At 61.9% G+C, this 22,800-nt stretch carries 17 protein-coding genes; 6 read left to right on the forward strand and 11 right to left on the reverse strand.

Features of this window, described 5'->3' with window-relative positions; all coding sequences use genetic code 11:
• Positions 1-255 precede the first annotated feature (255 nt).
• The 5 genes from NCHU2750_RS17090 to NCHU2750_RS17110 all read left to right on the forward strand — a co-directional run bounded on the left by NCHU2750_RS17090 (position 256) and on the right by NCHU2750_RS17110 (position 9,792).
• Positions 256-519 carry a YMGG-like glycine zipper-containing protein gene (locus tag NCHU2750_RS17090; RefSeq protein ID WP_119941594.1) on the forward strand — a complete coding sequence of 88 codons (264 nt, stop codon included), beginning with the start codon at positions 256-258 and terminating at the stop codon, positions 517-519.
• A gap of 188 nt (positions 520-707) precedes the next feature.
• Positions 708-2,633 (forward strand): autotransporter assembly complex protein TamA, encoded by a 1,926-nt coding sequence (locus NCHU2750_RS17095; RefSeq protein WP_119941595.1) that lies wholly within the window; start codon positions 708-710, stop codon positions 2,631-2,633.
• 17 nt (positions 2,634-2,650) lie between these two features.
• The gene (locus tag NCHU2750_RS17100; protein ID WP_119941596.1) at positions 2,651-7,147 is read left to right on the forward strand and encodes a translocation/assembly module TamB domain-containing protein; all 4,497 of its coding nucleotides are present in this window, start codon (positions 2,651-2,653) and stop codon (positions 7,145-7,147) included.
• 210 nt (positions 7,148-7,357) lie between these two features.
• Complete coding sequence (locus NCHU2750_RS17105) at positions 7,358-7,837, forward strand: chemotaxis protein CheW (RefSeq protein WP_119941597.1); 480 nt, start codon at positions 7,358-7,360, stop codon at positions 7,835-7,837.
• 203 nt (positions 7,838-8,040) lie between these two features.
• Complete coding sequence (locus NCHU2750_RS17110; RefSeq protein ID WP_119941598.1) at positions 8,041-9,792, forward strand: methyl-accepting chemotaxis protein; 1,752 nt, start codon at positions 8,041-8,043, stop codon at positions 9,790-9,792.
• A gap of 60 nt (positions 9,793-9,852) precedes the next feature.
• Here the strand turns inward: NCHU2750_RS17110 and NCHU2750_RS17115 are convergent, their stop codons facing one another.
• The 8 genes from NCHU2750_RS17115 to NCHU2750_RS17150 form a co-directional block, all read right to left on the reverse strand.
• On the reverse strand, positions 9,853-10,902 hold the full coding sequence (locus NCHU2750_RS17115; RefSeq protein WP_119943466.1) for an aldo/keto reductase: 1,050 nt from the start codon (positions 10,900-10,902) through the stop codon (positions 9,853-9,855).
• Positions 10,903-11,090: 188 nt separating this feature from the next.
• Complete coding sequence (gene fdhD / locus NCHU2750_RS17120) at positions 11,091-11,918, reverse strand: formate dehydrogenase accessory sulfurtransferase FdhD (protein WP_119941599.1); 828 nt, start codon at positions 11,916-11,918, stop codon at positions 11,091-11,093.
• A 153-nt stretch (positions 11,919-12,071) separates the two neighbouring features.
• The gene (locus tag NCHU2750_RS17125; RefSeq protein ID WP_119941600.1) at positions 12,072-12,962 is read right to left on the reverse strand and encodes a LysR family transcriptional regulator; all 891 of its coding nucleotides are present in this window, start codon (positions 12,960-12,962) and stop codon (positions 12,072-12,074) included.
• Complete coding sequence (locus tag NCHU2750_RS17130) at positions 12,959-13,747, reverse strand: phosphate/phosphite/phosphonate ABC transporter substrate-binding protein (RefSeq protein WP_162939667.1); 789 nt, start codon at positions 13,745-13,747, stop codon at positions 12,959-12,961. Before NCHU2750_RS17130 ends, NCHU2750_RS17125 begins: the two co-directional genes overlap by 4 nt.
• Positions 13,748-13,867: 120 nt before the next feature.
• Positions 13,868-14,800 carry an L-lactate dehydrogenase gene (locus NCHU2750_RS17135; RefSeq protein WP_119941602.1) on the reverse strand — a complete coding sequence of 311 codons (933 nt, stop codon included), beginning with the start codon at positions 14,798-14,800 and terminating at the stop codon, positions 13,868-13,870.
• A gap of 62 nt (positions 14,801-14,862) precedes the next feature.
• Positions 14,863-15,987, reverse strand: coding sequence for a mandelate racemase/muconate lactonizing enzyme family protein (locus NCHU2750_RS17140; protein WP_119941603.1), 1,125 nt, complete (start codon positions 15,985-15,987; stop codon positions 14,863-14,865).
• Positions 15,988-16,185: 198 nt separating this feature from the next.
• Complete coding sequence (locus tag NCHU2750_RS17145) at positions 16,186-17,685, reverse strand: aldehyde dehydrogenase (RefSeq protein WP_119941604.1); 1,500 nt, start codon at positions 17,683-17,685, stop codon at positions 16,186-16,188.
• 12 nt (positions 17,686-17,697) lie between these two features.
• Positions 17,698-18,855, reverse strand: coding sequence for an iron-containing alcohol dehydrogenase (locus tag NCHU2750_RS17150; protein ID WP_119941605.1), 1,158 nt, complete (start codon positions 18,853-18,855; stop codon positions 17,698-17,700).
• Positions 18,856-18,965: 110 nt separating this feature from the next.
• Here NCHU2750_RS17150 and NCHU2750_RS17155 point away from each other — a divergent pair, with 110 nt between their 5' ends.
• Entirely contained in the window at positions 18,966-19,865 is a 900-nt protein-coding gene (locus NCHU2750_RS17155) for a LysR substrate-binding domain-containing protein (RefSeq protein WP_119943468.1), read from the forward strand.
• A gap of 70 nt (positions 19,866-19,935) precedes the next feature.
• Here NCHU2750_RS17155 and NCHU2750_RS17160 read toward each other — a convergent pair whose 3' ends face one another.
• From NCHU2750_RS17160 to NCHU2750_RS17170, 3 genes are all read right to left on the reverse strand, one after another.
• Positions 19,936-20,343, reverse strand: coding sequence for a F0F1 ATP synthase subunit epsilon (locus NCHU2750_RS17160; protein WP_119941606.1), 408 nt, complete (start codon positions 20,341-20,343; stop codon positions 19,936-19,938).
• A 110-nt stretch (positions 20,344-20,453) separates the two neighbouring features.
• On the reverse strand, positions 20,454-21,884 hold the full coding sequence (gene atpD / locus NCHU2750_RS17165; RefSeq protein WP_119941607.1) for a F0F1 ATP synthase subunit beta: 1,431 nt from the start codon (positions 21,882-21,884) through the stop codon (positions 20,454-20,456).
• A 23-nt stretch (positions 21,885-21,907) separates the two neighbouring features.
• The gene (locus NCHU2750_RS17170; RefSeq protein WP_119941608.1) at positions 21,908-22,783 is read right to left on the reverse strand and encodes a F0F1 ATP synthase subunit gamma; all 876 of its coding nucleotides are present in this window, start codon (positions 22,781-22,783) and stop codon (positions 21,908-21,910) included.
• Positions 22,784-22,800 lie beyond the last annotated feature (17 nt).

A 22,800-nucleotide genomic window follows, 5' to 3' on the forward strand; every position in this document is an offset into this window, starting at 1 on the left:
AGCCAAAATGTGAAGATTGACCCATGTCAACCGGCGAACAAAAGCTCTCGCCTGTGCCATCGCGCAACACATGGGCCGCTTGGTGCAGCCGGCAGCATTTCGCGCGATTAGTGCACAACACCAAATTCCCGAATGCTGAAATAAAAATAACGCCGGCTATATGGACTCTCTGGCCTCACCGCCTATTGTTGGCTCAGAAGTGAGCAAAAGACGGCAACTGTACGTCACAACAGAGAAAACTTACCGGAGGGTGCCATGAAAAAGGCTGTCATTATGATGCTGGTCGGTGCAGCGCTTGCAGGCTGCACCCCCACGGAACAAGGTGCCGGCATCGGCGCTGCATCGGGCGCCATCATCGGCGGCGCGGTGACGGGTAATGTCCGCGGCGCAGCAGTAGGTGCAGCCGTCGGCGGCGTTTCCGGCGCATTGATCGGCAGCGTCTCCGAGCAGCCGGGCCAGTGCTACTATCGCGACCGCTACGGCCGCCGTTACATCGACGATTGCCCGCGTCGCTACTGATCCGGCTTTACTGACAGAAAGTCAGTTCTTTTCAAACATGTGGCCCCGAAACCAAGTTCGGGGCCTTTTATTTCAACGAATCGTCATGCGACCGAGATCAAGGGTACCCCTGATGGCATTTTGCGGGTACAGAGATTGTCAGCGACCATGAGGGTCTTGACCGACGGCACCGATAACTAAGTCTGCGTATGGAAAAGAAAAAAGCGGGGAGGATAAGCGACTGGAGCAGCCGGCGGCGCCGCTTGGCCTGCTTGCTGGCGGGTAGCCTGGCTCTTTCCCCCGTGCTTGCCACCAACGCTTATGCTTTCAAGATCTTCGGCATCACGCTGTTCGGTGGCGATGATGATACGGTCGAAGTCATCGACCCGGTCCGCTATGCCGCAACGCTTGATAGCGGTGATGCGGACAAGGACCTGAAGAAGCGTCTCGAAGCCGCTTCCGCCCTGGTCAGCGACCAGAAACAACCCGTATCCGGCGATCTCGGTGTCGTGGTGAAGGCGCGCGAAGACCGCGACCGCCTTGTCGCCGTGCTTTATGAAGAGGCCCGCTACGGCGGCGTGGTGACGATCTCGATCGCCGGCAACGACATAGACAAGCTTCCTCCCAACCCGAGTTTCGACCACTCCAAGCCCGTTCCGGTCACCGTTAGCATCAGGCCAGGCCCTGTCTTCAAGCTGGGGTCGGTCCGTCTTGAAGGCGATGCGGCCGGCCTGAACCCGGCCGATTACGATCTGAAGCCCGGCGGCGAGGCCGGCTCGCTCGTCATCCTGAAAGCCGGCGAACAGATCGTCCTCGACCTGAAGAAGCAGGGCCGCCCGCTTGCCCATCCGCTGCAGCGGCAGGTGACCGCCGATCATGCGACGCAGACGGTCGACGTCGTGCTCGGCGCCTATGGCGGACCGATTGCGCCCTTTGGCGCCGTGACGGTCAAGGGTGCTCGCGCGGTCGATGCGGATTTCATCAAGCGCTATTCCCGCCTCGACAAGGGCCAGCGCTACTCTCCGGAACAGCTGAAGAAGGCCTCCGACCGGCTTCGCCAGCTCGGCACCTTTTCCAGCATCACCATCCACGAGGACGACAAGCTGGCGCCCGATGGCTCCCTTCCGCTTGCGATCGAAGTGTCGGAAGGCAAGTTCCGCTATTTCGGCTTCGGTCTCGAATATGCGTCCACCGATGGCGCCGGCGTCTCGGGCTACTGGGGCCACCGCAACCTGTTCGGCCAGGCGGAATCGCTGCGCGTCGAAGGCTCGGTCACCGGCATCGGCGCAAGCGATGTCTCGACATTCGATTATTCCGCCGGCATTACCTATACGAAGCCCGGTGCCTTCGTGCCGGAAGCGACCTTCGTCTCCAAGCTGGAAGCCAAGAGCGAAAACCCGGACGACATCTACGAGGCCCAGTCCCTCACCTATTCCGCCGGCCTGACCTATGAGCTCAACTCGACCGACAAGGTCTCCGGCGGCGGCGAGATCGCCTATATCCGTGCCAACGACGTCTTCGGCCATAACGACTATCTGACCTTCAGCCTGCCGGTCTCCTTCGAACGCGATACGCGCGACAACAAGCTCGACCCGACCGAGGGCTTTTATGGAACCGTCTCAGCCAAGCCGAGTTACGAGGCCATTCGCGGCAATGTCTTCTCGTCCTTCGAAGGCCAGATCTCCGGCTATTACGGTGTCGGCGCCGAAGATCGCGTCGTCTTTGCCGGCCGCCTCGGTGCCGGGTCCATTATCGGCACCGGCGATCTGGCGGACATTCCGGTCACCCGTCGCTTCTACCAGGGCGGCGGCGGCTCGGTCCGCGGCTACAGCTATCGCGAGATCTCGCCCTATAATAAGGACAACGATGCGCTTGGCGGTAAGTCTTACGTTTTAGCGTCTTTCGAAACGCGCGTAAAAGTGACAGAAAAGGTTGGAATCGTACCGTTTATGGACGTCGGAACCGTTGCAACCGAAATCGTGCCCGATTTTTCTGATATACGCGCGGGGGCAGGTGTGGGATTGCGCTATGCGACGCCGTTCGGGCCGATCCGCCTGGATTTCGCAATTCCGTTGAAGCGTTATGACGGTGGTAATTCGTTCGGTATCTACGCTGGCATCGGCCAGGCATTCTAAAAGGCGACTATAAGACTATGACATTCATCGCCCGCCTCCTGAAATGGACTTTGAGAGCCGCAATCGCGGCAATCGGCGTCCTTTTCGTCATGGCGCTCGGCGTTGTCCTTTTCGTCGCCTTCACTCCCGTCGGTGGTGATCTTGCCGCCAGCCGCATATCCTCGCTCATATCGACCCCCGACCGCGCCATTTCCTTTACCCGTCCCAAGGGATTGCTGACCGGTGATCTGCGCGTCGGCGATCTGGTATTGTCCGACAGCAAGGGCCCCTATGCGAAGATCAGCGGCATAGAGGTCGACTGGTCGCCCGCCGCCCTGTTCACCGGCGAATTCCGCGCCGACCGTGTATCCGCAGCCGCCGTCGATTTCATTCGCCCGCCCGAACCCAGCACGGCCGTCCAGACTTCGACCAGCTCGAGCTCGGGCACGTCGCTGCCGGTGGGTATCCGGATCGCGGAACTGGATCTGCCCGACATCAATCTCGCCCAGGCGCTGTCCGGCAAGGACTTCGCCCTCTCGGTCAAGGGATCGGTGGATGCCACAGGCCCGAATATCGCGCTGAACCTGCAGGCGACACGCAAGGACGAGCCGGATGCCAAGGCATTGGCCGACATCGTCTACGCCCCCTCCGAAAACCGCCTGACGGCAAAGGCCTCCGTATCAGAACCCCAGGGTGGCCTGCTCGCCCGCCTGCTGCGGCTGCCCGGAGCCCCGGCGGTCCAGCTGGCGCTTGATGGTGAAGGACCGCTATCGAACTGGGCGGGCAAGCTGACGGGCCAGGTCGACGGCCAGCCGGTCATCTCCGTCGACGGCCGCCATGTGCTGGTCGACAACAGCGGCCACCAGATCGAGATCAAGGGCGGCGGCCAGTTGGCAACGCTGATGCCCCCCGCCTTGCGCGACCTGTTCGATGGCACGACAGATATCGACATCGCCGCAACCTATTCCAAATCGGGCCGCATCGATTTCCAGCGCGGCCAGCTGACATCGGGTGCCGTGCGCCTTTCGGCCAAGGGCGCCTGGGACCCGAAGGGCGACAACAGCCTGACGGCAAGCCTTGCCGGCACCAAGGGGCCGGTCGAGGTCGCCTGGCCGATCAACGGTCAGCCGAGCCGTTTTTCGGTCGAGACGCTGAACTTCACGCTGACCGGAGCCGCCAAGTCTGCGCGCTTCAACGCAACCGCTTCCCTGCCCTATGCCGAGCCTCCGCAGGGACGCTTCCGCCAGATCAGGGTTCAGGCCGAGAGCGAGGATCTCGATCTCGTCGATCGCGCCGGCAGTATCCGCAGCCGCGTCACTGTCGCCGATCTCAATTTCGCCAATCCCGACATCGCCCGCATGGTTCGCGGCCCGGTCACGCTTGATGCGCCGCTGCGCCTCGCGCCGCCGGCAATCGGCCTCGACGCAGCCACGTTCGAAAGCGCCGGCTTCAACGGCACGGTGAGCGGCGCCTACGATACGTCCAAACAGGCTGTCACCGGCAATTTCCGCATATCCGCCAATCCAAGCATCCTGCCGCCCTCCGTCTCCGGCCGTTTCGATGGCCCGATCGCCGCCGAAGGCTATGTCGACGTCGTCCAGGGCGGGCGCATGAGCCTCGAAAATATCGTCGTCAAGTCGAATGCCATCGAAGCGCATGGCAACGTGCTGATGGAAAACGGCAACGTTTCCGGCCGGCTCGCCGGCCGCCTGCCGGATATCAAGCGCTGGCTCGGCGACGCCGAAGGCGCCGCAGGCTTCGACGTGTCCGCCAAGGGGCCGCTCAATGCCGTCGCGGTCAAGGCCGTGGTCAATTCGGCCGAGGCCCGGCTCGTCGGCCGCAAGCTCGAAGACTTGAGCCTCGTGATCGATGGCACCGCCAATCCGCAGGCGCCACAGGGCCACCTGACCGCCAAGGGCTCGATCGACGGCAAGCCGATCCATATCAATGCCGATGTCGCATCGGCCAATGGCGAAACTCAGGCCCCCGCAATCGATGCCGAGATCGGCCCGAACAAGCTCACCGGCGCGCTCACCTTCTCATCCGATTTCATGCCATCCGGCCGCCTCGATTTCGATTTCCCCGATATCTCGCTGCTTGCAGCGCTCGCCGCCCAGCAGGCGCAGGGCGATCTCAAGGGCTCCGTCGTGTTCAACCGGCATGGTTCTGTCTCGGGGGCCGTCATCAATGCCAGCGGTTCGGCCGTTCGTCGCGGCAATGCCGGCCTCGTCCAGCCGGTCATCGACCTGACTATTCCCGACATCAAGACGATTGCGGCACAGGGTTCGATCCGCGCCGCTCGTCTCGGCACCGACAGCATTTTCCTACAGGGCCTCAACGTCGCCTTGCAGCATAGCGGCACCACGACCTCGGTCGATCTCTCCGCCAATTACGACAACGCGCCGCTGACGACGAAGGCAACCATCGAGACCGCCGGCGGCCTTGCGATCGGCCTGCAGAGCTTCGAGGCGACACCCCGCAGCATTCCCGTCCGGCTGGCGGAACCGAGCCGCATCGTTATCGAGAATGGCGGTGCCCGACTGTCCGGCCTGACGCTGCAGACCGGGACGGGCAGCGTTTCCGTCAATGGCGCAGCCGGATCGAGCCTCGATCTGGTGGCGACGATCAAGGCTCTTCCTGCGAGCCTCTTGAACACCTTCCTGCCGACCATCCACGCGGCAGGAAGCATTTCGGGCACTATCAAGGCAACGGGCACCAGTGCGGCGCCTGCTGTAAAATACGATTTGGAATGGAGTGATGCCCAGCTTCGCCAGATGCGCGATGCTGGCATCAGTCCGTTTCGCATCTCTGCAGCAGGCACCTTTGCCGACGGTACAGTCGCACTAGAAAAAGCCCAAGTCACCGGCAGCGGCGGAATGCAAATTACCGCCGACGGTCGCGTCCTGCTGAACGAGAATGGCGGCCCTGCCCTCAATATCGACGCAGAGGCCAAAGCCGTGCCGGCCAATATCGCCAACGCCTTCGTGCCGAACCTCGGGGCACAGGGAACGATCTCCGGAACGGTCAAGGCGACCGGCACCGCCCAGGCGCCTGCAGTCCGTTACGATCTGAAGTGGAATGACGCATCCGTCAGCCAGATGTCCGGCGCCGGCGTGGCAGCGGTCGACATCACCGCCGGCGGTACATTCGAGAATGGTCGCGTCACCCTCGATACGCGCCTGTCGGGCGGCGGAGGCATCGCGCTCTCCGGCGGCGGCTCGGTGGTCATCACCGGCGATCGCGCCCTGGATCTGAAATTCGCCGGCAATTTCCCCTTTTCCGTTCTGGCGGGCCAACTCTCGGCGCAGGGCTTCCTGCTTGAGGGAACCGGCAATGTCGATGTCAAGGTGGGTGGCAATGCTGCATCTCCCGCCATCAGTGGCACGCTCGCCACATCGGGTGCCCGGCTGATCGACGTCCGCCGTAACCTCGCCATCACCAACCTGTCGGCCAATGTCGCCCTGGATGGCAAGACGGCACGGCTTTCAGGCATTTCCGGCAAGCTTTCCGGCGGCGGTACCGTCTCCGTCGATGGCACGGTCGGCATCGATCCCGCATCCGGCTTTCCCGCCGACCTGACGATCAAGCTCGCCCAGGCGAGCTATGCGGATGGCACATTGTTCGCCGTCACCGCCGATGGCACGCTCACCTTCAAGGGCCCCGTTATGTCCGGCCCCGTCCTTGGCGGCGAAGTCTCGCTCACCAAGGCATCGATCACCGTGCCGGCCAAGTTGCCGACCTCGCTATCGGCCATCGATATTCGCCACCGCAACGCACCGGCCGATGTGTTGCGCCAGATGGAAGAAATCCGTCCGAAGCAGGCAAATGGCAGTTCCAACCCGATAAGGCTCGACCTGAAAGTGCGTGCGCCGAACGGCATCTTCGTTCGCGGTCGTGGCATCGATGCCGAGCTTGGCGGCCAGCTTGCAATCGCCGGCACTGCGATCGATCCGCAGGTCATAGGCAAGTTCGAGATGCGCCGCGGCCGTATCGTCATCCTGACGAAGCGTCTCGATTTCACCAATGGCGATATCACATTTGGCGGTGGGTTGATCCCCGTGCTGGACATGTCCGCCGACACGACGTCGGGCCAGACCACCATCACCGTCGGTGTTACCGGCCTGGCGAACGACCCGACGATCGCCTTCACCTCATCTCCTGCCCTGCCGCAGGACGAAGTTCTCGCCCAGCTGATCTTCGGCCAGTCCATGTCGCGCCTGTCGCCTCTGCAGATCGCCCAGCTCGCCGACGCCGTCAGCCAGCTGGCCGGCGGCGGCTCGACCTCGCTCCTCCAGACGCTGCGCAGCAACCTCGGCGTCGACGATCTCGACGTCAATACCGATGCCACCGGCCAGACCACCGTCTCGGTCGGTCGCTACATCAACAACCGGACCTATCTCCAGGTCGAGCAGGGCGGTGAAAAGGGCGGCGCCGAGGCGACGATCAATCTCGATGTCGGCCGCGGGGTCAAGCTCAAGGCCGGAGCGGGTAGCGAGGGTGGCAAGGCCGGCGTCTTCTACGAAAAGGAATATTGAGGCGCTCCGCGCCCGCCTTGTCGTTCCGCCGCGTCGGCCGTCATATCCACCAGCGGTTTAGGTTTGAGCAATAATCCTCGGTTACTATCATTTCCAAGCGTTCCGGGAGTGGCCAAAAGCTGCGCCTGAACGCAACATGACGAACGCTTGAGCGCCCTTCATCCGGCGAGGCGTCCATCGTGCGGGCAATGGAGAGCTGGGGCAAATTTGATGGCAACCACGATCAATTCGACAATGTATAGCGGCGAAGTGCTGGAAATTATCGCTTTCCGCCTTCACGACCAGGAATTCTGCGTCAAGACGACGACGATCCGCGAAATCCGCGGCTGGGCGCCCTCGACCCCCATTCCCCACGCCCCGGCAGACGTCATCGGCGTGATGAACCTGCGCGGCTCGGTCATCCCGATCATCGACCTTGCCTACAAGCTCGGCATGAAGAGCACGGTTGCCAACGAGCGCAGCGCCATCGTCGTCGCCGAGGTCCATAACATGGTAATCGGCATGCTGGTCGACCGCGTGTCCGACATTCTCACCATCCCGTCGAGCCAGGTGCAGCCCGTGCCGGAAATCTCGGCTTCCTTCGATAAGTCCTTCTCCGAGGGCATCATCGCCAACGAGAATGGCATGATCTGCTTCCTGAACCTCTCCAAGATGTTCAAGGGCAGCGAGATGGACGATCTCGCCGCCTGAGGCGAGCGATTTACAGTCGAATTGCTGGAAGGGTCGCAGAAATGCGGCCCTTATTCTTTTTCAAAGCTAATAATCGTAGTTTTAATAAAGGCTGCATTAATTTTTTAATGTCCTAATATAAGTGGAAGTTCAGCGCATTGGAGAGAGGCGCACTTCCACGCAATATGGCAGTAACCGCCAAGGTTACGTCTGAGGGACATTCCATGCTGGGACTGGGCAAGACGGCAGGTGCATTGGACATCCTGGCCGCGATATCGAAATCGCAGGCAGTCATAGAATTCGACCTGAACGGCACCATACTCGATGCCAATCAGAACTTCTGCAACGCGCTCGGCTATTCGCTGCAGGAGATCAAGGGCAAGCATCATCGCATCTTCTGCGAAGCGGAATATGCTGCATCTCCTGAATACAAAGCCTTCTGGGCCAATCTCGGCACCGGAAACTTTGATGCGCGCGAATACAAGCGGATCACCAAATCAGGCCAGGAGATCTGGATCCAGGCGTCCTACAACCCCGTCTCGCATCGAGGCAAACCCTACAAGGTGGTGAAGATCGCCACCGACATCACGGCCACCAAGATGAAGGCGGCCGAGGATGCGAGCAAGCTTCTGGCCATCAGCCGTTCGCAGGCCGTCATCGAATTCCTGCCCGACGGCACGATCCTCGACGCCAACGACAATTTCTGCGCCGGGCTCGGTTATGATCTGTCGGAGATCAAGGGCAAGCATCACCGCATGTTCTGCGAGCCGGGCTATGCGGCTTCCACCGAATATGCCGAATTCTGGCCACGGCTGGCGCGCGGCGAGTTCATAGCCGATGAATTCGTCCGCTACGGCAAGGGTGGCCGCGAAATCTGGATCCAGGCGGCCTATAATCCGATCGTCGACCTCAAGGGCAAGGTCACGAAAGTGGTCAAGTTCGCCACCGACGTGACGCCGCGCATGAGTGCCATCGGCCTTCTCGGAAACGGCCTTCGCGACCTCGCCGAAGGCAAGCTCGACCAGTCGATCGACACACATTTTGTTCCCAGCATGGAAACCACCCGCCGGGACTTCAATGCGGTCGCAGCCAAGCTTAAGGATGCGATGGCTGTCGTCGCCCAGAACGCCTCGGGCATCGCCTCTGCCTCCAGCGAGATCCGCGACGCGTCGCAGGAACTCGCCAAGCGCACCGAGCAGCAGGCGGCTTCGCTGGAAGAGGCAGCGGCGGCGCTTGAACAGATAACCCGCACCGTCAGCGATTCCAGCCAGCGGGCGGAGGAGGCCGGGCGCCTCGTCACCACCACCCGCCAGAATGCCGAGCAGTCGGGGAACGTGGTGGAGCAGGCCATATCTGCCATGGACGCGATCGCCGGGTCCTCCAATGAAATCACCAGCATTATCGGCGTGATCGATGACATTGCCTTCCAGACCAATCTTCTGGCGCTCAATGCCGGCGTGGAAGCTGCCCGCGCAGGCGAAGCCGGCAAGGGTTTTGCCGTCGTCGCCCAGGAAGTGCGCGAGCTTGCCCAGCGTTCAGCCAAGGCGGCGAAGGAAATCAAGACGCTGATCAACACGTCGAGCCACCAGGTATCCGGTGGCGTCGAACTGGTTGGCAGGACGGGCGCCTCTCTGCGCGATATCGTGATCCAGGTCGCCAGCATCCACGAAAATGTTTCGGCGATCGTGGAAGCGTCCCGCGAGCAGGCCTCCAGCCTGCGCGAGATCAGCCAGGCGGTCAACCATATGGACCAGGCCACCCAACAGAATGCGGCCATGGTCGAGGAAACCACGGCAGCCAGCCATTCACTGGCGAGCGAAGCCGAAAGCCTCCGCGGACTGCTGATGCAGTTCGATATCGGGGCCTCGGGTGCCGCACTCCATCGGTCGGCGGTAAAACCGGTTCAGGTCGGCACCGCCCCGCTCAGAAGGGCCCATGCCAATCTCAAGCAGGCATCCGGCTGGGAAGACTTCTGATCGAAAGAACATACCGAGGAGGACGTGGGGAAGGCCGAAATGGCCTTCCCCACGACTGTTTCAGACCTTCACTTCAAAAGGAGCCGGACGGCGGCCGGCGGTCTGCCGTTCGACCATCCAGCCGGGATATTCCGGCGCCAGCGCACTCACCTCGTCGAGCCGCGCCATGTCCCCGGCGTCGAGGTGCACCGCGACCGCCTTGAGGTTCTCCTCCAGCTGCTCGATGCGCTTGGCACCGATGATGACGCTGGTAACGAAGGGCTTGGCAAGAATATAGGCAAGCGCCACCGCCGCCACGCTCGCATCGTGCTTTGCGGCAATCTCGCGCATCGCCGCAACGCAGGCCCAGGCACGATAGGTATCGACCGGCGGGAAATCGAAATCCTGTCGCCGCCCTTCGCCATTGCCGGGAGCGCCGGGACCGTATTTGCCCGACAGAAGCCCGCCGGCCAACGGCGACCAGACCATCAGTCCGAGCTTCTCTTCCTGCATCATCGGAACGATGTCACGCTCCAGATCACGCCCGGCGATCGAATAATAGGCCTGCACCGTTTCGAAGCGGGCAAAACCGCGCCGTTCGGAAATACCGAGCGCCTTGGAAATGCGCCACGCCGCCCAGTTCGACAGGCCGATATAGCGGACGAGCCCGCGTGACACGAGATCGTCGAGCGCCCGCAGCGTCTCGTCGATCGGCGTCACCGGATCCGTTCCATGGATCTGGTAGAGATCGATATGATCGACCTGCAGGCGCTCGAGGCTTTTCTCGACCGAATCCATGATATGCCCGCGCGAACCACCCCTATCATTGGGCTTGTCGCCCATCTGGCCAAGAAACTTGGTGGCGATGATGATGTCCTTGCGGGCAATGCCGATATTGCGGATCGCCTGGCCGAGGATGCGTTCGGAGGTGCCGAACGAATAGACGTCAGCCGTATCGACGAAATTCACCCCCGCCTTGATCGACCGGTCGAGAATCTGGTCAGCGGCATCCTGGTCGAGGCCGGCGATCTTGCCCCATTGCGCCGTGCCGCCGGCTTCGCCGAACGTCATTGTGCCGAGGCAGATTTCGGACACGAACAGGCCCGTATTGCCCAATTGATTATATCGCATGAACCGCTCCATTCTGGAGATATATGATGTGAAATGAGATCGGATGGAACCGAAGGCCCCGGCCGCCGGAAAGCCCTGTCCGGCGAAAGGCACAACCATTCATAGCGCATGAATATGTATTTGGCAAGTAAACGGAGGCTCCTCCGTTTACTGAAATATTAAGGCAGCATAATTTCAGGCGTCGTCACTCAAGCCACGTCGGTGGCAGGCGCGAGCGAAATGCGTTGGTATCCGGAGAAAATCTCGAAATCTTCGCCGCGTGTCAATGCCACCAGCGTCATTCCTGCTTCCTCGGCGGTCCGGATCGCGAGAGCCGTCGGCGCCGAAATGGCAACCAGGGTCGAACTACCCAGAATTGCGGCCTTCTGCACCATTTCGACCGAAATGCGGCTGGTCACCGCAACGATCCCTTCGCGCCCGTGGCGTCCCGCGCGGATTACGGCACCGGCGAGCTTGTCGAGCGCATTGTGGCGCCCGACATCCTCGCGCACCGCGATCAGCCCTTCGCCGGGCACGTAGAACCCGGCACCATGGACGGCATGCGTCTGGGCATGCAGCGGCTGGGCGCCATTGAGTGCAGCGATCGCACCCGTGATATCCTCCGCAGTCAAAGCCATCGCCACGTCGGACACATCCGGAACGACACGCATGGCCTGCTCGATCGATTCGATGCCGCAAAGTCCGCAGCCGACCGGACCGGCCATATGCCGTCGGCGGACGCGAAGCGCATCCTCCTTGTCCTCGGCAAGCGTCACCTGCACGTCGAGGCCCTGCCCCTCGTCGAGCACCGTGATCTCCTCGATCTCTGCCATGGAAGTGATGATCCCTTCCGTCAGGCTGAAGCCTACGGCGAAATCATCGAGATCGGCCGGTGTACCCATCATCACCGCATGGGTCGAACCGCCATAGGAAAACGCGATCGGCACCTCCTCCGGCACCATGCGGCTGCCGGCACGGACGATCCCCTCGCGGCGAATGATTTCTTCTGCGGTCGTTGTCGTTCTGAAGCCCGTCATCGGGTCCTCTCACATTCTGCATCCGGGTTACATGGGCGGCTGTCACAAAGCCGGGCAGCCTGATGCATTGGTCAGCCCAGTCTATACATTCGTCGGCATGCCGCACAGATCGAAAAAGCCGCAGGCACGGGCAATGCTCGGCCGGGCCGTCACTCAGCCCAGCCGCGCACCAAGCCCTCTCGCCTCGTGGAGCAGTGCCGAAACCAGCGGCGTGAACGGTTCCCGGTGCGGCGCCACCAGCCCCACCACATGCCGCACTTCCGGCTCGACGATCGGGATCATCCGCATCCCCTCGGCAAAGCCGAACGAGCTCACCGCATGCCGCGGCATGATGCTGGCAAGCCCGCCCGCCGCGACATGTGACAGAAGCACCGCCATGGAGTTCGATTCCAGCGTCGGCTTCACCGTTACACCCGCCTCGGCAAGATGCTGGTTGATGATCCGCCGGTTCTGCATGTCCGGGGTCAGGAGGCAGAGCCTGACATCGGACATCTCCGCCCAGCGAATGCTGTCGCGCTTGGCATGCTTCGTCCCTTCGGCGACAACCAGCGTATATTCCTCCGAATAGAGCGGCACGCTGGTGACCCGCCCCAATGGCTCGTTGTCGAGATAGGTAATGCCCGCATCGATCTCGAAATTGTCGAGTTGCGACAGAACCTGCAGCGATGTGCGCGACACCACCGAAAAGCTCACATCGGGATGTTTTTCCTGAAACGGCTCGGTCAGTCCGGTGACCATGGAGAGTGCGGTGGGGATCACCGCCAGGCGAATATGCCCGGTCAGGCCCTTGCGCGCCGCCCGCATTTCCTCGCGCATCGTCCGGACATCGCCGACGATGCGCTTTGCCCATTCCAGCACCCTTTGCCCCTCGGGCGTCAGCCCGCGATAACGCGACCCGCGCACCACCAACTGCACGCCAAGCTGTTCCTCCAGCTGGCGGATGGCGGCCGACAACGACGGCTGGGCAACGCCACACTCTTCCGCCGCCCGCCCAAAATGCTCTTCCCGCGCCAGGACGATGAAAAATTCCAGCTTGTCGATCATCGCGGCACCCCGGAAGCCTTGAGAATTGATGTCCCGTCCTGTGGCATGACGGCCTCGATCAAACGCCAGTCGCGTTCGATCCCGGCATAGTCCTCAGCCTTGCTGCGCCGGAAACCGGTCAGCAGCAGTTGCCGCCGAAGGGAAGGCTCAAGCAGCCTGATCGCCTCTTCGGTCGCGGCGGCAAGGGCATCCACGGCCCCGCTCGGCAAGGCGGTGATCAACGGCAGGCCCGGCGTCGGGCAAGTGCAGCAGATCACCTCGACCCCGTCAATCTCGGGCACGTGGCGCTCTGCCAGCCGGAAGGATACGGCATCGATCGCCGCCAGTTCAGCCTTGCCGCTGGCCACAGCTTCTATCGAAGCCCGATGAGCGCCGGACACCTGGATCTCCACTCCCCCCATATCGACGCCGGCCGCGACCAGAGCTGTCACCAGCGCCGCGAAACCGGATTGGGAACCGTATGAGTTGATGGCCAGGCTTCCAGAAAACCCGTCGAGCGCCGTCCCGCTGCCTTTCGGAGCGATCAACACGCTGTAATAACAGCCGGGCGCGCAGCCGATGTCGTAGCTTGGCGTCCCGATCAACCGCACATGCCGGTTGAGACCGGTAGCAAAGGGAAGGCCGCAGGTCTGCCCCACCATGAGCTCTTTCGAATGCCATAAAGCCGCAAGATCGACCTGCCGCGTCAGCGTAGCGGGCGCCTCTATCCCCCTTCGCAGCAGGCAGTCCCTGAGTACTGTCCAGAATTCATCCGTGGCCGCTGAAATTTCCGGCCAGTCATACATGGGTAGGCCTGCGAGCATCTTGCCCTCGACATCGTCAAGGACACGTTCTAGCCGCTTCCGACCGGCCCTGCCAATAGTCAAATCCGACAGCACATGGCGATGGCCCGTCGCCGACCCGTTTCAGATCCTGAGCGAATCGGAAAGCTCCTTCAGCATCTGGGCACTGCGTGTCAGTGCCTGCTGTTCGGAAGGCGCGAGATCGGGGAGAAGATCGGCGGTCACACCGCGGGCGCCGACGACGCGCGGCAGGGACAGGGTCACATTGTCGACGCCGGCGACATAATCCGTATGGATCGAGACCGAAAGCACCGAGCCTTCGTCCCGCGTGATCGCCCTGACGATCCGGGCAATGCCGGCACCGATGCCGTAATAGGTGGCACCCTTGCCCTCGATGATCTTGTAGGCGGCATTACGCACGTCATGATCGATGGCCTTACGCACGTCCTCGGTGATCGGCTTGCCAAGCTGGGCGGCAAACGAGATCAGGTCGGCGGAGCCGGCAACGGCCCCCGACCAGGCAAGCACTTCGCTGTCGCCATGCTCGCCGATCACGAAGGCGGGGATGGACTGCGGCGAGATTTCGATATGGCGGGCAAGCAGGCTGCGGAACCGGGCCGTATCGAGGATCGTCCCCGAACCGATCACCCGGTTGCGCGGCAGGCCGGAAATTTTCGCCGCGATATGGGTGATGATGTCGACCGGATTGGCCGCGACGAGCAGGATCGGATCGGGGACCACCGCCAGAATTTCGGTGACGATGCTGCGGATGACGACGGCATTGCGTTCAAGAAGCTCGAGCCTGCCCTCTCCCGGCCGCTGGCTGACGCCGGCCGAAAGAACCACGATGCCGGCCCCGGCAAGATCGGCATAACCGCCTGCCCTCACCCTGGTTGCCGACATGAACGGCACCGCATGCGAAATGTCTTCCGCCTGGGCGACGGCCAGCGCCTCGTTCTTGTCCACGAACACGATCTCGTTGGCATATCCGGCAATCGCCAAGGCGAAACCCGCCGAACTGCCCACCATGCCTGCGCCGACAATACCTATCTTCATTGCAATAGCTCCGTAAAATCGCACGGAGCATAGCAGCTTGGCATGATCCTGCCATGCCGGAATCAGTCGATGCGTGTGGCCTTAAGACGCTCCTCATCGAGCACCACGCCGAGGCCCGGTGCTTCACCGAGCTCAAGCCAGCCGTTGTGGTGCTTGAGCGGCGCGGCCATCGGATAGTCGCGCCGCGCCTCGCTCCATTCGGGATTGTCGTATGGATATTCGAGGAAGGGCGCATCCCCCACGCCAGCCGTCAGATGCGCGTTAGCGAGCACCCCGATCCCGTTCGTCCAGCTATGCGGGGTAAACATCACCCCCGCCTCGCGCGCCTGATAGACAAGGCGGCGACAGCCGGTAATGCCGCCGACCAGCGCCACGTCCGGCTGGATCACGTCGAAGGCGCGCTCCTCGATGATGTCACGGAACTCGTAAAGCTCGCGGGTCATCTCGCCACCGGCGATCCGCACCGACGTCGCCTCCTTCAAGGCCTTCATGCCCTTGCGATCGGACCGGAACAGCGGCTCCTCCATCCAGTAGATGCCGAGCGGCTCCAGCTCTTTCGCCACGGCCAGCGCATCCTTGAAGGTCCATGGCAAAGTCGTATCCCAGGGCATGCGCCAACCCTGGTTACAGTCGACCATCAGCTCCATCCGGTCGCCGACACGCGCCCGGATCGCCTCCAGCGCCTTCACGTCGTCGCGCCATCCCGAGCGACCGCCGGCAGATGAGGAGAAGCGCACCTTCATCGCCGGAAAGCCCTCCCCGATATAGCGCTCTGCCTGTTCGGCCATCGCACCCGGATCACGCAAAACGCCGGAGGAGGCATAGAGCCTCACCCTGTCCGATCGCCCGCCAAGCATCCGCCACACCGGTTCACCGGTGATCTTTCCGGCAAGATCCCAGAGCGCCAGATCCATCGGCCAGCAGCGGCCATAGTGGAAGTTGATATGCGAAAGGACCTCGTAATGCCGCTCCAGATGGCGCGGGTCCTCACCGATGAACAGGTCCTCGTGCCCCTCGAACCCCTTCATCAGGTCGCCCGAGCCGATCCCCTCTCGCCCCTCGTCATCCCGCACCCTGACGACCGTCGCATCGAAATTGAGCCGCGCCCGCCCGTCCCAGCTCGCCTTGAACGGCGGATCGAGAGGAAGACGATGGTGAGTGATCTCGATGGATGTGATGCGGCTCATCAATATATCCTTCCTCATTTTACCCGAAGGCGCTTCCTCATCCGTCAAGAAAGACCCCTCCCAACCCTCCCCACAAGGGGGAGGGCTTAACCCGGGCGCTCCACCGAGGTCCAATATGGGACGATCGAGAGCAACGAGTCTTCTCCCCCCTTGTGGGGGAGATGGCCGGCAGGCCAGAGAGGGTATTTGTCCGAGGCGTTACCCGAACTGCTGCCAGATCGTCTTGTAGTCGCAATATTTGTCGATCGCATGCACCGAACGGTCACGCCCGAAGCCTGACTGCTTGAAGCCGCCGAAAGGCGTCGCAAAATTCGACATGTCATAGGTATTGATCCACACCGTCCCCGCATGGACCGCTTCGGAAAACCGATGCGCCCGGTCGATGTCCTTGGTGAACACCGCCCCTGCAAGCCCATAGATCGTATCGTTGGCGAGCCTCAGCGCCTCCTCCTCCGTATCGAACGGGATAGCTGCCAGAACCGGCCCGAAGATTTCCTGACGGGCGAGGCTCATCTCGTTGGTCATGTCGACGAAGACGCCCGGCGAGATGTAATAGCCGCCGCTCTCCGACATCACCTGCTCGGCGCCGAAGGCCCTTTTCGCTCCCTCCTTCTCGCCATCCGCGATCATGCCGAGCACCTTCACCATGTGCTGTTCCTCGATCAGCGCGCCGATCTGGGCTGAAGGTTCGAAAGGATGCGCCAGCGCGATATCGCTCTTGGTCACCGCCTCGATCTTCTCGATCAGCCTGTCCTGCACCGAGCGCTGCACCAGGAGCCTGGTCGAGGCGTGGCAGGTTTCGCCGGAATTGTAGAAACAGCCCCAGGCAACGGCAGAGGCTGCGGCATCGAGATCGGCATCCTCGAAGACGACGAGCGGCGACTTGCCGCCAAGCTCCAGTGCCACCCGTTTGACGTTCGATTGCGCCGCATAGCCCATGATCAGCTTGCCGACTTCGGTCGAGCCGGTGAAGGCGATCATGTCGACATCCATATGCAGCGCCAGGGGCTTTCCCGCCTCCTCGCCATAGCCGGTGACGACATTGAAGACGCCGGGCGGAAGCCCCGCCTCGACGGCGAGCGACGCCAGGCGGATCGCCGACAGCGACGACTGTTCGGCCGGCTTCAGCACAACGGAATTGCCGGCCGCGATCGCCGGACCGAGCTTCCAGGCATCGATGATCATCGGATAATTCCACGGCGTGATCGCCCCGATGACGCCGAGCGGCACCTTGCGGACAAGTGCGCGAGCTTGGGGCCCGGTAGGCGCGATCTCGTCATACAGCTTGTCGATCATCTCGCCATAGAACTGGATGCCGTCGGCGCAGAGCCGGACATCGACATTAAGCGAGGCAAGCACCGGCTTGCCGACATCGAGCGTTTCCAAGATCGCCAACTCTTCGCCATGGGCGCGGATCAGCTCCGCCCATTTCAGCATGATCTTTTTCTTCTCGAGCGGCTCCTTGCCGCGCCAGACGCCGCACACGAAGGCGGCCCGTGCCGATGCGACCGCAAGATCGATATCGGCTGCCACGCCGCGGGCCAGCACCGCCCCCGGCCTGCCATCCATCGGCCGGATACGGGTGAAGGTTTCACCGGAAACGGCTGCCCGATGATCCCCGTCGATAAAATGGCGGCCTTCAAGCGTGAGGGCGGAAAGCGCGCTTTCCCAATAGGCTCGGCTGTAGGTCTTGGTCATCTCGCCATCTCCTCAAAGCGTCTTCGGCAGGGCCATCATTTTTTCGGCAAAAGCGTCGATATCCGCCTCCGTCACCTCGCGGATCGTCGAACGCCGCATCGGCTGGTTCTCCGGCGCGCGCATCTCACGGGCAAGATCCGCCGCGGTGAAGGCCTCGAACGCTTTCGGCAGCGCACGCACGATGCCACAGCGATCCATCAGGTCCGAAACAAAAGCCGGCAACTGGCTCGCATCGGCAAGCCCGATTGCCTTCGCCGCGCCGTTGAGGCCCGGCGTATCGCTATCGGCGAGCCAGGAAAGCGTCACCTCGAAGCTGAGCGCGGTGGCAAGCCCGTGATGGATGGGCCCGAGCCCCGCCAGCGCATGGCTGATATTATGGGCGATCGCCGTGCCGCAATTGTCGATCGCAATGCCTGCATAGCAGGAACCGACCAGCACCTTGCCGCGCGCATCGAGATTGCCGGGCGCCTTGACCGCCGCTTCCAGCGAGCCTGCGACCAGCCGCATCGCTTCATATGCGTAGAGCTTGGCCCCCGCATGTGACCCGGAGGGAGCGTTGCGGTTGGTCGCGGCCTCGAAGGCGTGAATGAAGGCATCCATGCCGCACCATGCGGTCAGGTTCGCCGGCAGCGTGATCGTCAGTTCCGGATCGAGCAGAACCAGATCCGCCTTGGTTTCGGGACCCCAGATCCAGAGTTTCTTGCCCTCGGGACCGGCAAAGATATTGGTGGCCGAGGTCTCGGAACCGGTGCCCGCCGTCGTCGGCACCATGATCTTTTTAAGCGGCATCTTCGGCAACGGATTGGCCGCCAGCGCATAGAACATCGGGTCTTGCCCGGATGCTGCGCAGCAGGCGGCGATCTTGGCTATATCGAGCGCCGAGCCACCGCCAATGCCGATCACCAGGTCGGTACCCTTTGCCAGTTCGCTCGCCGCCTGCAGATGCTTGAGCTTCGGCTCGCCGGAAAATTCACTGTAAAGCCGCGGCTCGATACCGGCATCAGCCAGACTGCCCGCCAGGCTTTTCGCCAGTCCGCCGGATGCCAGAAAGGCATCCATCACGATCAGGACCCGACGCACCCCGTCGAAGCTTTTGACTGCGCCGGCAAGACCGCCGAATACGCCCTGTCCGAAACGAATGTCGGGAATGAAGGAAGTCGAGAACCGCATCTGGCATGCCCGGCAAAGTGAATAATCAGCGCACTCTGCATCACAATCTCAACTCTTCAAATCCATCGAAATATCGGCTTTATTGATAACCTCAAATCATGGAGAAGCCGATGCTGGAACGCATTCCCCTTGAAGCCTTCCGCGTCTTCGATGCCGCCTCCCGCTTCATGAACTTTTCCCGTGCCGGACGCGAGCTGCATATCACCCAGGCGGCCGTCAGCCGCCGTATCCAGAACCTTGAAGAACATCTCGGAGCGAAACTCTTCACGCGTCGCGGCCGCAATCTGGCCCTCACACCGGAGGGCGAGCGCCTCACCCAAAGGGTACGCGCAACACTCGAATATCTGGAGGAAAGCCTTGAGCCCTTCCGGGGTGGCGGCCGCGAGACGATCTCGATAGCCGCCAGCGGTTCCGTCTCGCATCTCTTTCTCGCCACACGGCTGAAGGATTTCGACAATGAAAGCCCCTCGGTCTCCGTCCGCCTCCTGACCACCGACGCGCCCTCCGAACTCGCCTCCGAAGCCAACGACCTTGTCATCCTTTATTCCACCGGGGAACATCCCCGCTGGAACCTGACACTGATGATCCCCGAAATCCTCGTGCCCGTCGCCTCGCCTGATTATATTGCAAGGCGCCGCCTGTCGCCGGCCGAACTCGGCGCGGACGAGATCGCCCGCCTCGACCTGATCGATTACGAGCGCTTCAACGCACACTGGATCTCGTTTCGCCAATGGTTCGCCCGCCTGCCCTCTCCTCCGAAGACACGCATCAGCCCACGTCTATCCTTTTCCACCTATTCGCTTGCCGTCGATGCCGCCCTGCGCGGCGAGGGCGCGACGCTCGGCAGTCGCGGGCTGATCGCCGAACAGCTAGCCGCCGGCACACTGGTGGAACTGGGCCGGGCGAAGCTGGAGACCGGTTACGGCTATTATCTCGGCATGCCGCGTTACCGGTCACTGTCGCCCGGTGCTGCACGCCTCCACCAGCATCTGCTGTCCAGCCTGTCCTAAAAACACATCCCCAAAATGCAAAAGGCGGCCCGCTGGACCGCCTTGCAAAATTCCGATGCCGACCTGAAGATCAGGCTGCGACGACGATGCCGTTGAGCTCGGTCAGATCCGAGAGGAACTGTTCCAGGCGGGTCTTGCCTTCGTCGGTATTGGTATTGCCGAGCTCGATCTTTGCCGTCTCGATGCGCTTGTGCAGCGTGTCGACCGTCAATTCACCGGCCGGGATGGCGGCGTCGGCGAGCAGCGTGCAGCTATCCGGCAGGATATCGGCGAAACCGCCGAACACGACATACTTGTTGACCTGGCCGGAAGCGAGCTTCACCGAAACGACGCCAGGCTTGATCGTCGTCATCGTCGGTGCGTGTTTGGCAAGCACCGTCATTTCGCCAAGCGTCGCCGGGATCACCACTTCGGACACCTTTTCCGAAACGAGCAGACGCTCGGGCGAAACCAGTTCAAAATTGAAAGCGTCGGCCATGAAGGTCCACTTCCCCATAATTCGCAGGCAATTTGCATGTCCTGCGCGAAATCGCGTGTCTTATTGAGGAATGACGCGCCGGACTTTCCGGCGCGCCGTCCCATCTTGAATTAGGCGGCTTCAGCCAGCTTCTTGGCCTTTTCCATCGCTTCTTCGATCGAGCCGACCATGTAGAAGGCGGCTTCCGGCAGATGGTCGTAATCGCCGTTGACGAGGCCCTTGAAGCCCTTGATCGTGTCTTCGAGAGCAACCAGCTTGCCCGGCGAACCGGTGAAGACTTCAGCAACGAAGAACGGCTGCGACAGGAAGCGCTCGATCTTGCGGGCGCGGGCAACGGTCATCTTGTCCTCTTCGGACAGTTCGTCCATGCCGAGGATGGCGATGATGTCCTGCAGCGACTTGTAGCGCTGCAGCGTCGTCTGAACCTTACGGGCCACTTCGTAATGCTCTTCACCGATAACCTGCGGGTCGAGCATGCGCGACGTCGAGTCGAGCGGGTCGACGGCCGGGTAGATGCCCTTTTCGGCGATCGAACGCGACAGAACCGTCGTTGCGTCCAGGTGGGCGAACGAGGTCGCCGGTGCCGGGTCGGTCAAGTCGTCGGCGGGAACGTAGATGGCCTGAACCGAGGTGATAGAACCGGTGGTCGTCGTGGTGATGCGCTCCTGCATCTGACCCATGTCGGTTGCGAGCGTCGGCTGGTAACCGACGGCCGAAGGAATACGGCCGAGCAGAGCCGACACTTCAGAGCCTGCCTGGGTGAAGCGGAAGATGTTGTCGACGAAGAACAGAACGTCCTGGCCCTTGTCGCGGAAGTCTTCGGCGATCGTCAGGCCCGTCAGAGCGATACGAGCGCGCGCTCCCGGCGGTTCGTTCATCTGGCCGTAAACCAGCGCAGCCTTGGAGCCTTCGCCGCCGCCATGCTTGTTGACGCCCGACTCGATCATTTCGTGATAGAGATCGTTGCCTTCGCGGGTACGCTCGCCAACGCCGGCGAATACCGAGTAACCGCCGTGTGCCTTGGCGATGTTGTTGATCAGTTCCATGATCAGAACGGTCTTGCCGACGCCGGCGCCGCCGAACAGGCCGATCTTGCCGCCCTTTGCGTAAGGCGCAAGAAGGTCGACGACCTTGATGCCGGTGACGAGGATCTGGCCTTCCGTCGACTGGTCGACATAGGCCGGGGCGTCCTGGTGGATGGCGCGCAGATGGCTGCGGTCCAGCGGGCCGGCCTCATCGATCGGCTCGCCGATGACGTTCATGATACGGCCGAGCGTATGTTCACCGACCGGAACCGAGATCGGCGCGCCGGTGTCGGTGACCTTCTGGCCGCGAACCAGACCTTCGGTCGAGTCCATTGCGATCGTGCGAACCTGGTTTTCACCAAGGTGCTGGGCAACTTCGAGAACCAGGCGGTTGCCATTGTTCTCGGTTTCAAGCGCGTTGAGGATCGCCGGCAGTTCGCCGTCGAACGCGACGTCAACGACAGCGCCGATGATCTGAGTCACTTTGCCGAGGGACTTGCCCGTTGCGGTAGCCATGATTCTTACCCTCTTCTTGTCCGTCAGAGCGCTTCCGCGCCCGAAATAATTTCAATGAGTTCCTTGGTGATCTGCGCCTGACGCTGACGGTTGTAGGACAAGGTCAGCTTGTTGATCATATCACCTGCGTTGCGCGTGGCGTTGTCCATCGCGGACATCTGCGCACCATAGAAGGAAGCGTTGTTTTCCAGCAGAGCCCGGAAGATCTGCACGGCGATGTTCTTCGGCAGCAGCTCTTCGAGGATTTCCTCTTCGCTGGGCTCGTATTCGTAATGCGTCTGTTCTTCGGAGACCGGTGCGGCGTCGAAGGTCGCCGGGATGATCTGCTTCGCGGTGGGCACCTGCGAGATCACCGAGTGGAAGCGCGCAAAGAACAGCGTCGCGATGTCGAATTCGCCGGCGTTGAACATTTCCAGCACCTTGCCGGCCACTTCGTCGGCCTGGGCGAACCCGAGCTGCTTGACCTCGCGGAAGGTGATGTAGTGAACGATATTGTCCTTGAACGTACGGCGCAGGACATCGTTGCCCTTGCGGCCGACCGTCAGGATCTTCACCGTCTTGCCCTGCGAGATCAGCTTGAGGGCGTGATCGCGTGCAAGACGGATGATCGAGGAATTGAAGCCGCCAGCCAGACCGCGCTCGCCGGTGGCAACGATCAGAAGATGAACCTGATCCTTGCCGGTGCCCGACAGGAGAAGCGGCGCGCCTGCATTGCTGGCATTGGCGGCCGAAAGGCTCGCCAATACCTTGTTCATCCGTTCTGCGTAAGGACGGGCTGCTTCGGCCGCTTCCTGCGCACGACGCAGCTTCGCCGCGGCGACCATTTTCATCGCCTTGGTGATCTTCTGCGTCGCCTTGACTGAGGCGATCCGGTTTTTCAGATCCTTAAGTGAAGGCATCCGTTATCGGTCCTTAA

Origin of the sequence: Neorhizobium sp. NCHU2750 (assembly GCF_003597675.1) — a bacterium.
In the GTDB taxonomy this organism is placed as follows: domain Bacteria; phylum Pseudomonadota; class Alphaproteobacteria; order Rhizobiales; family Rhizobiaceae; genus Neorhizobium.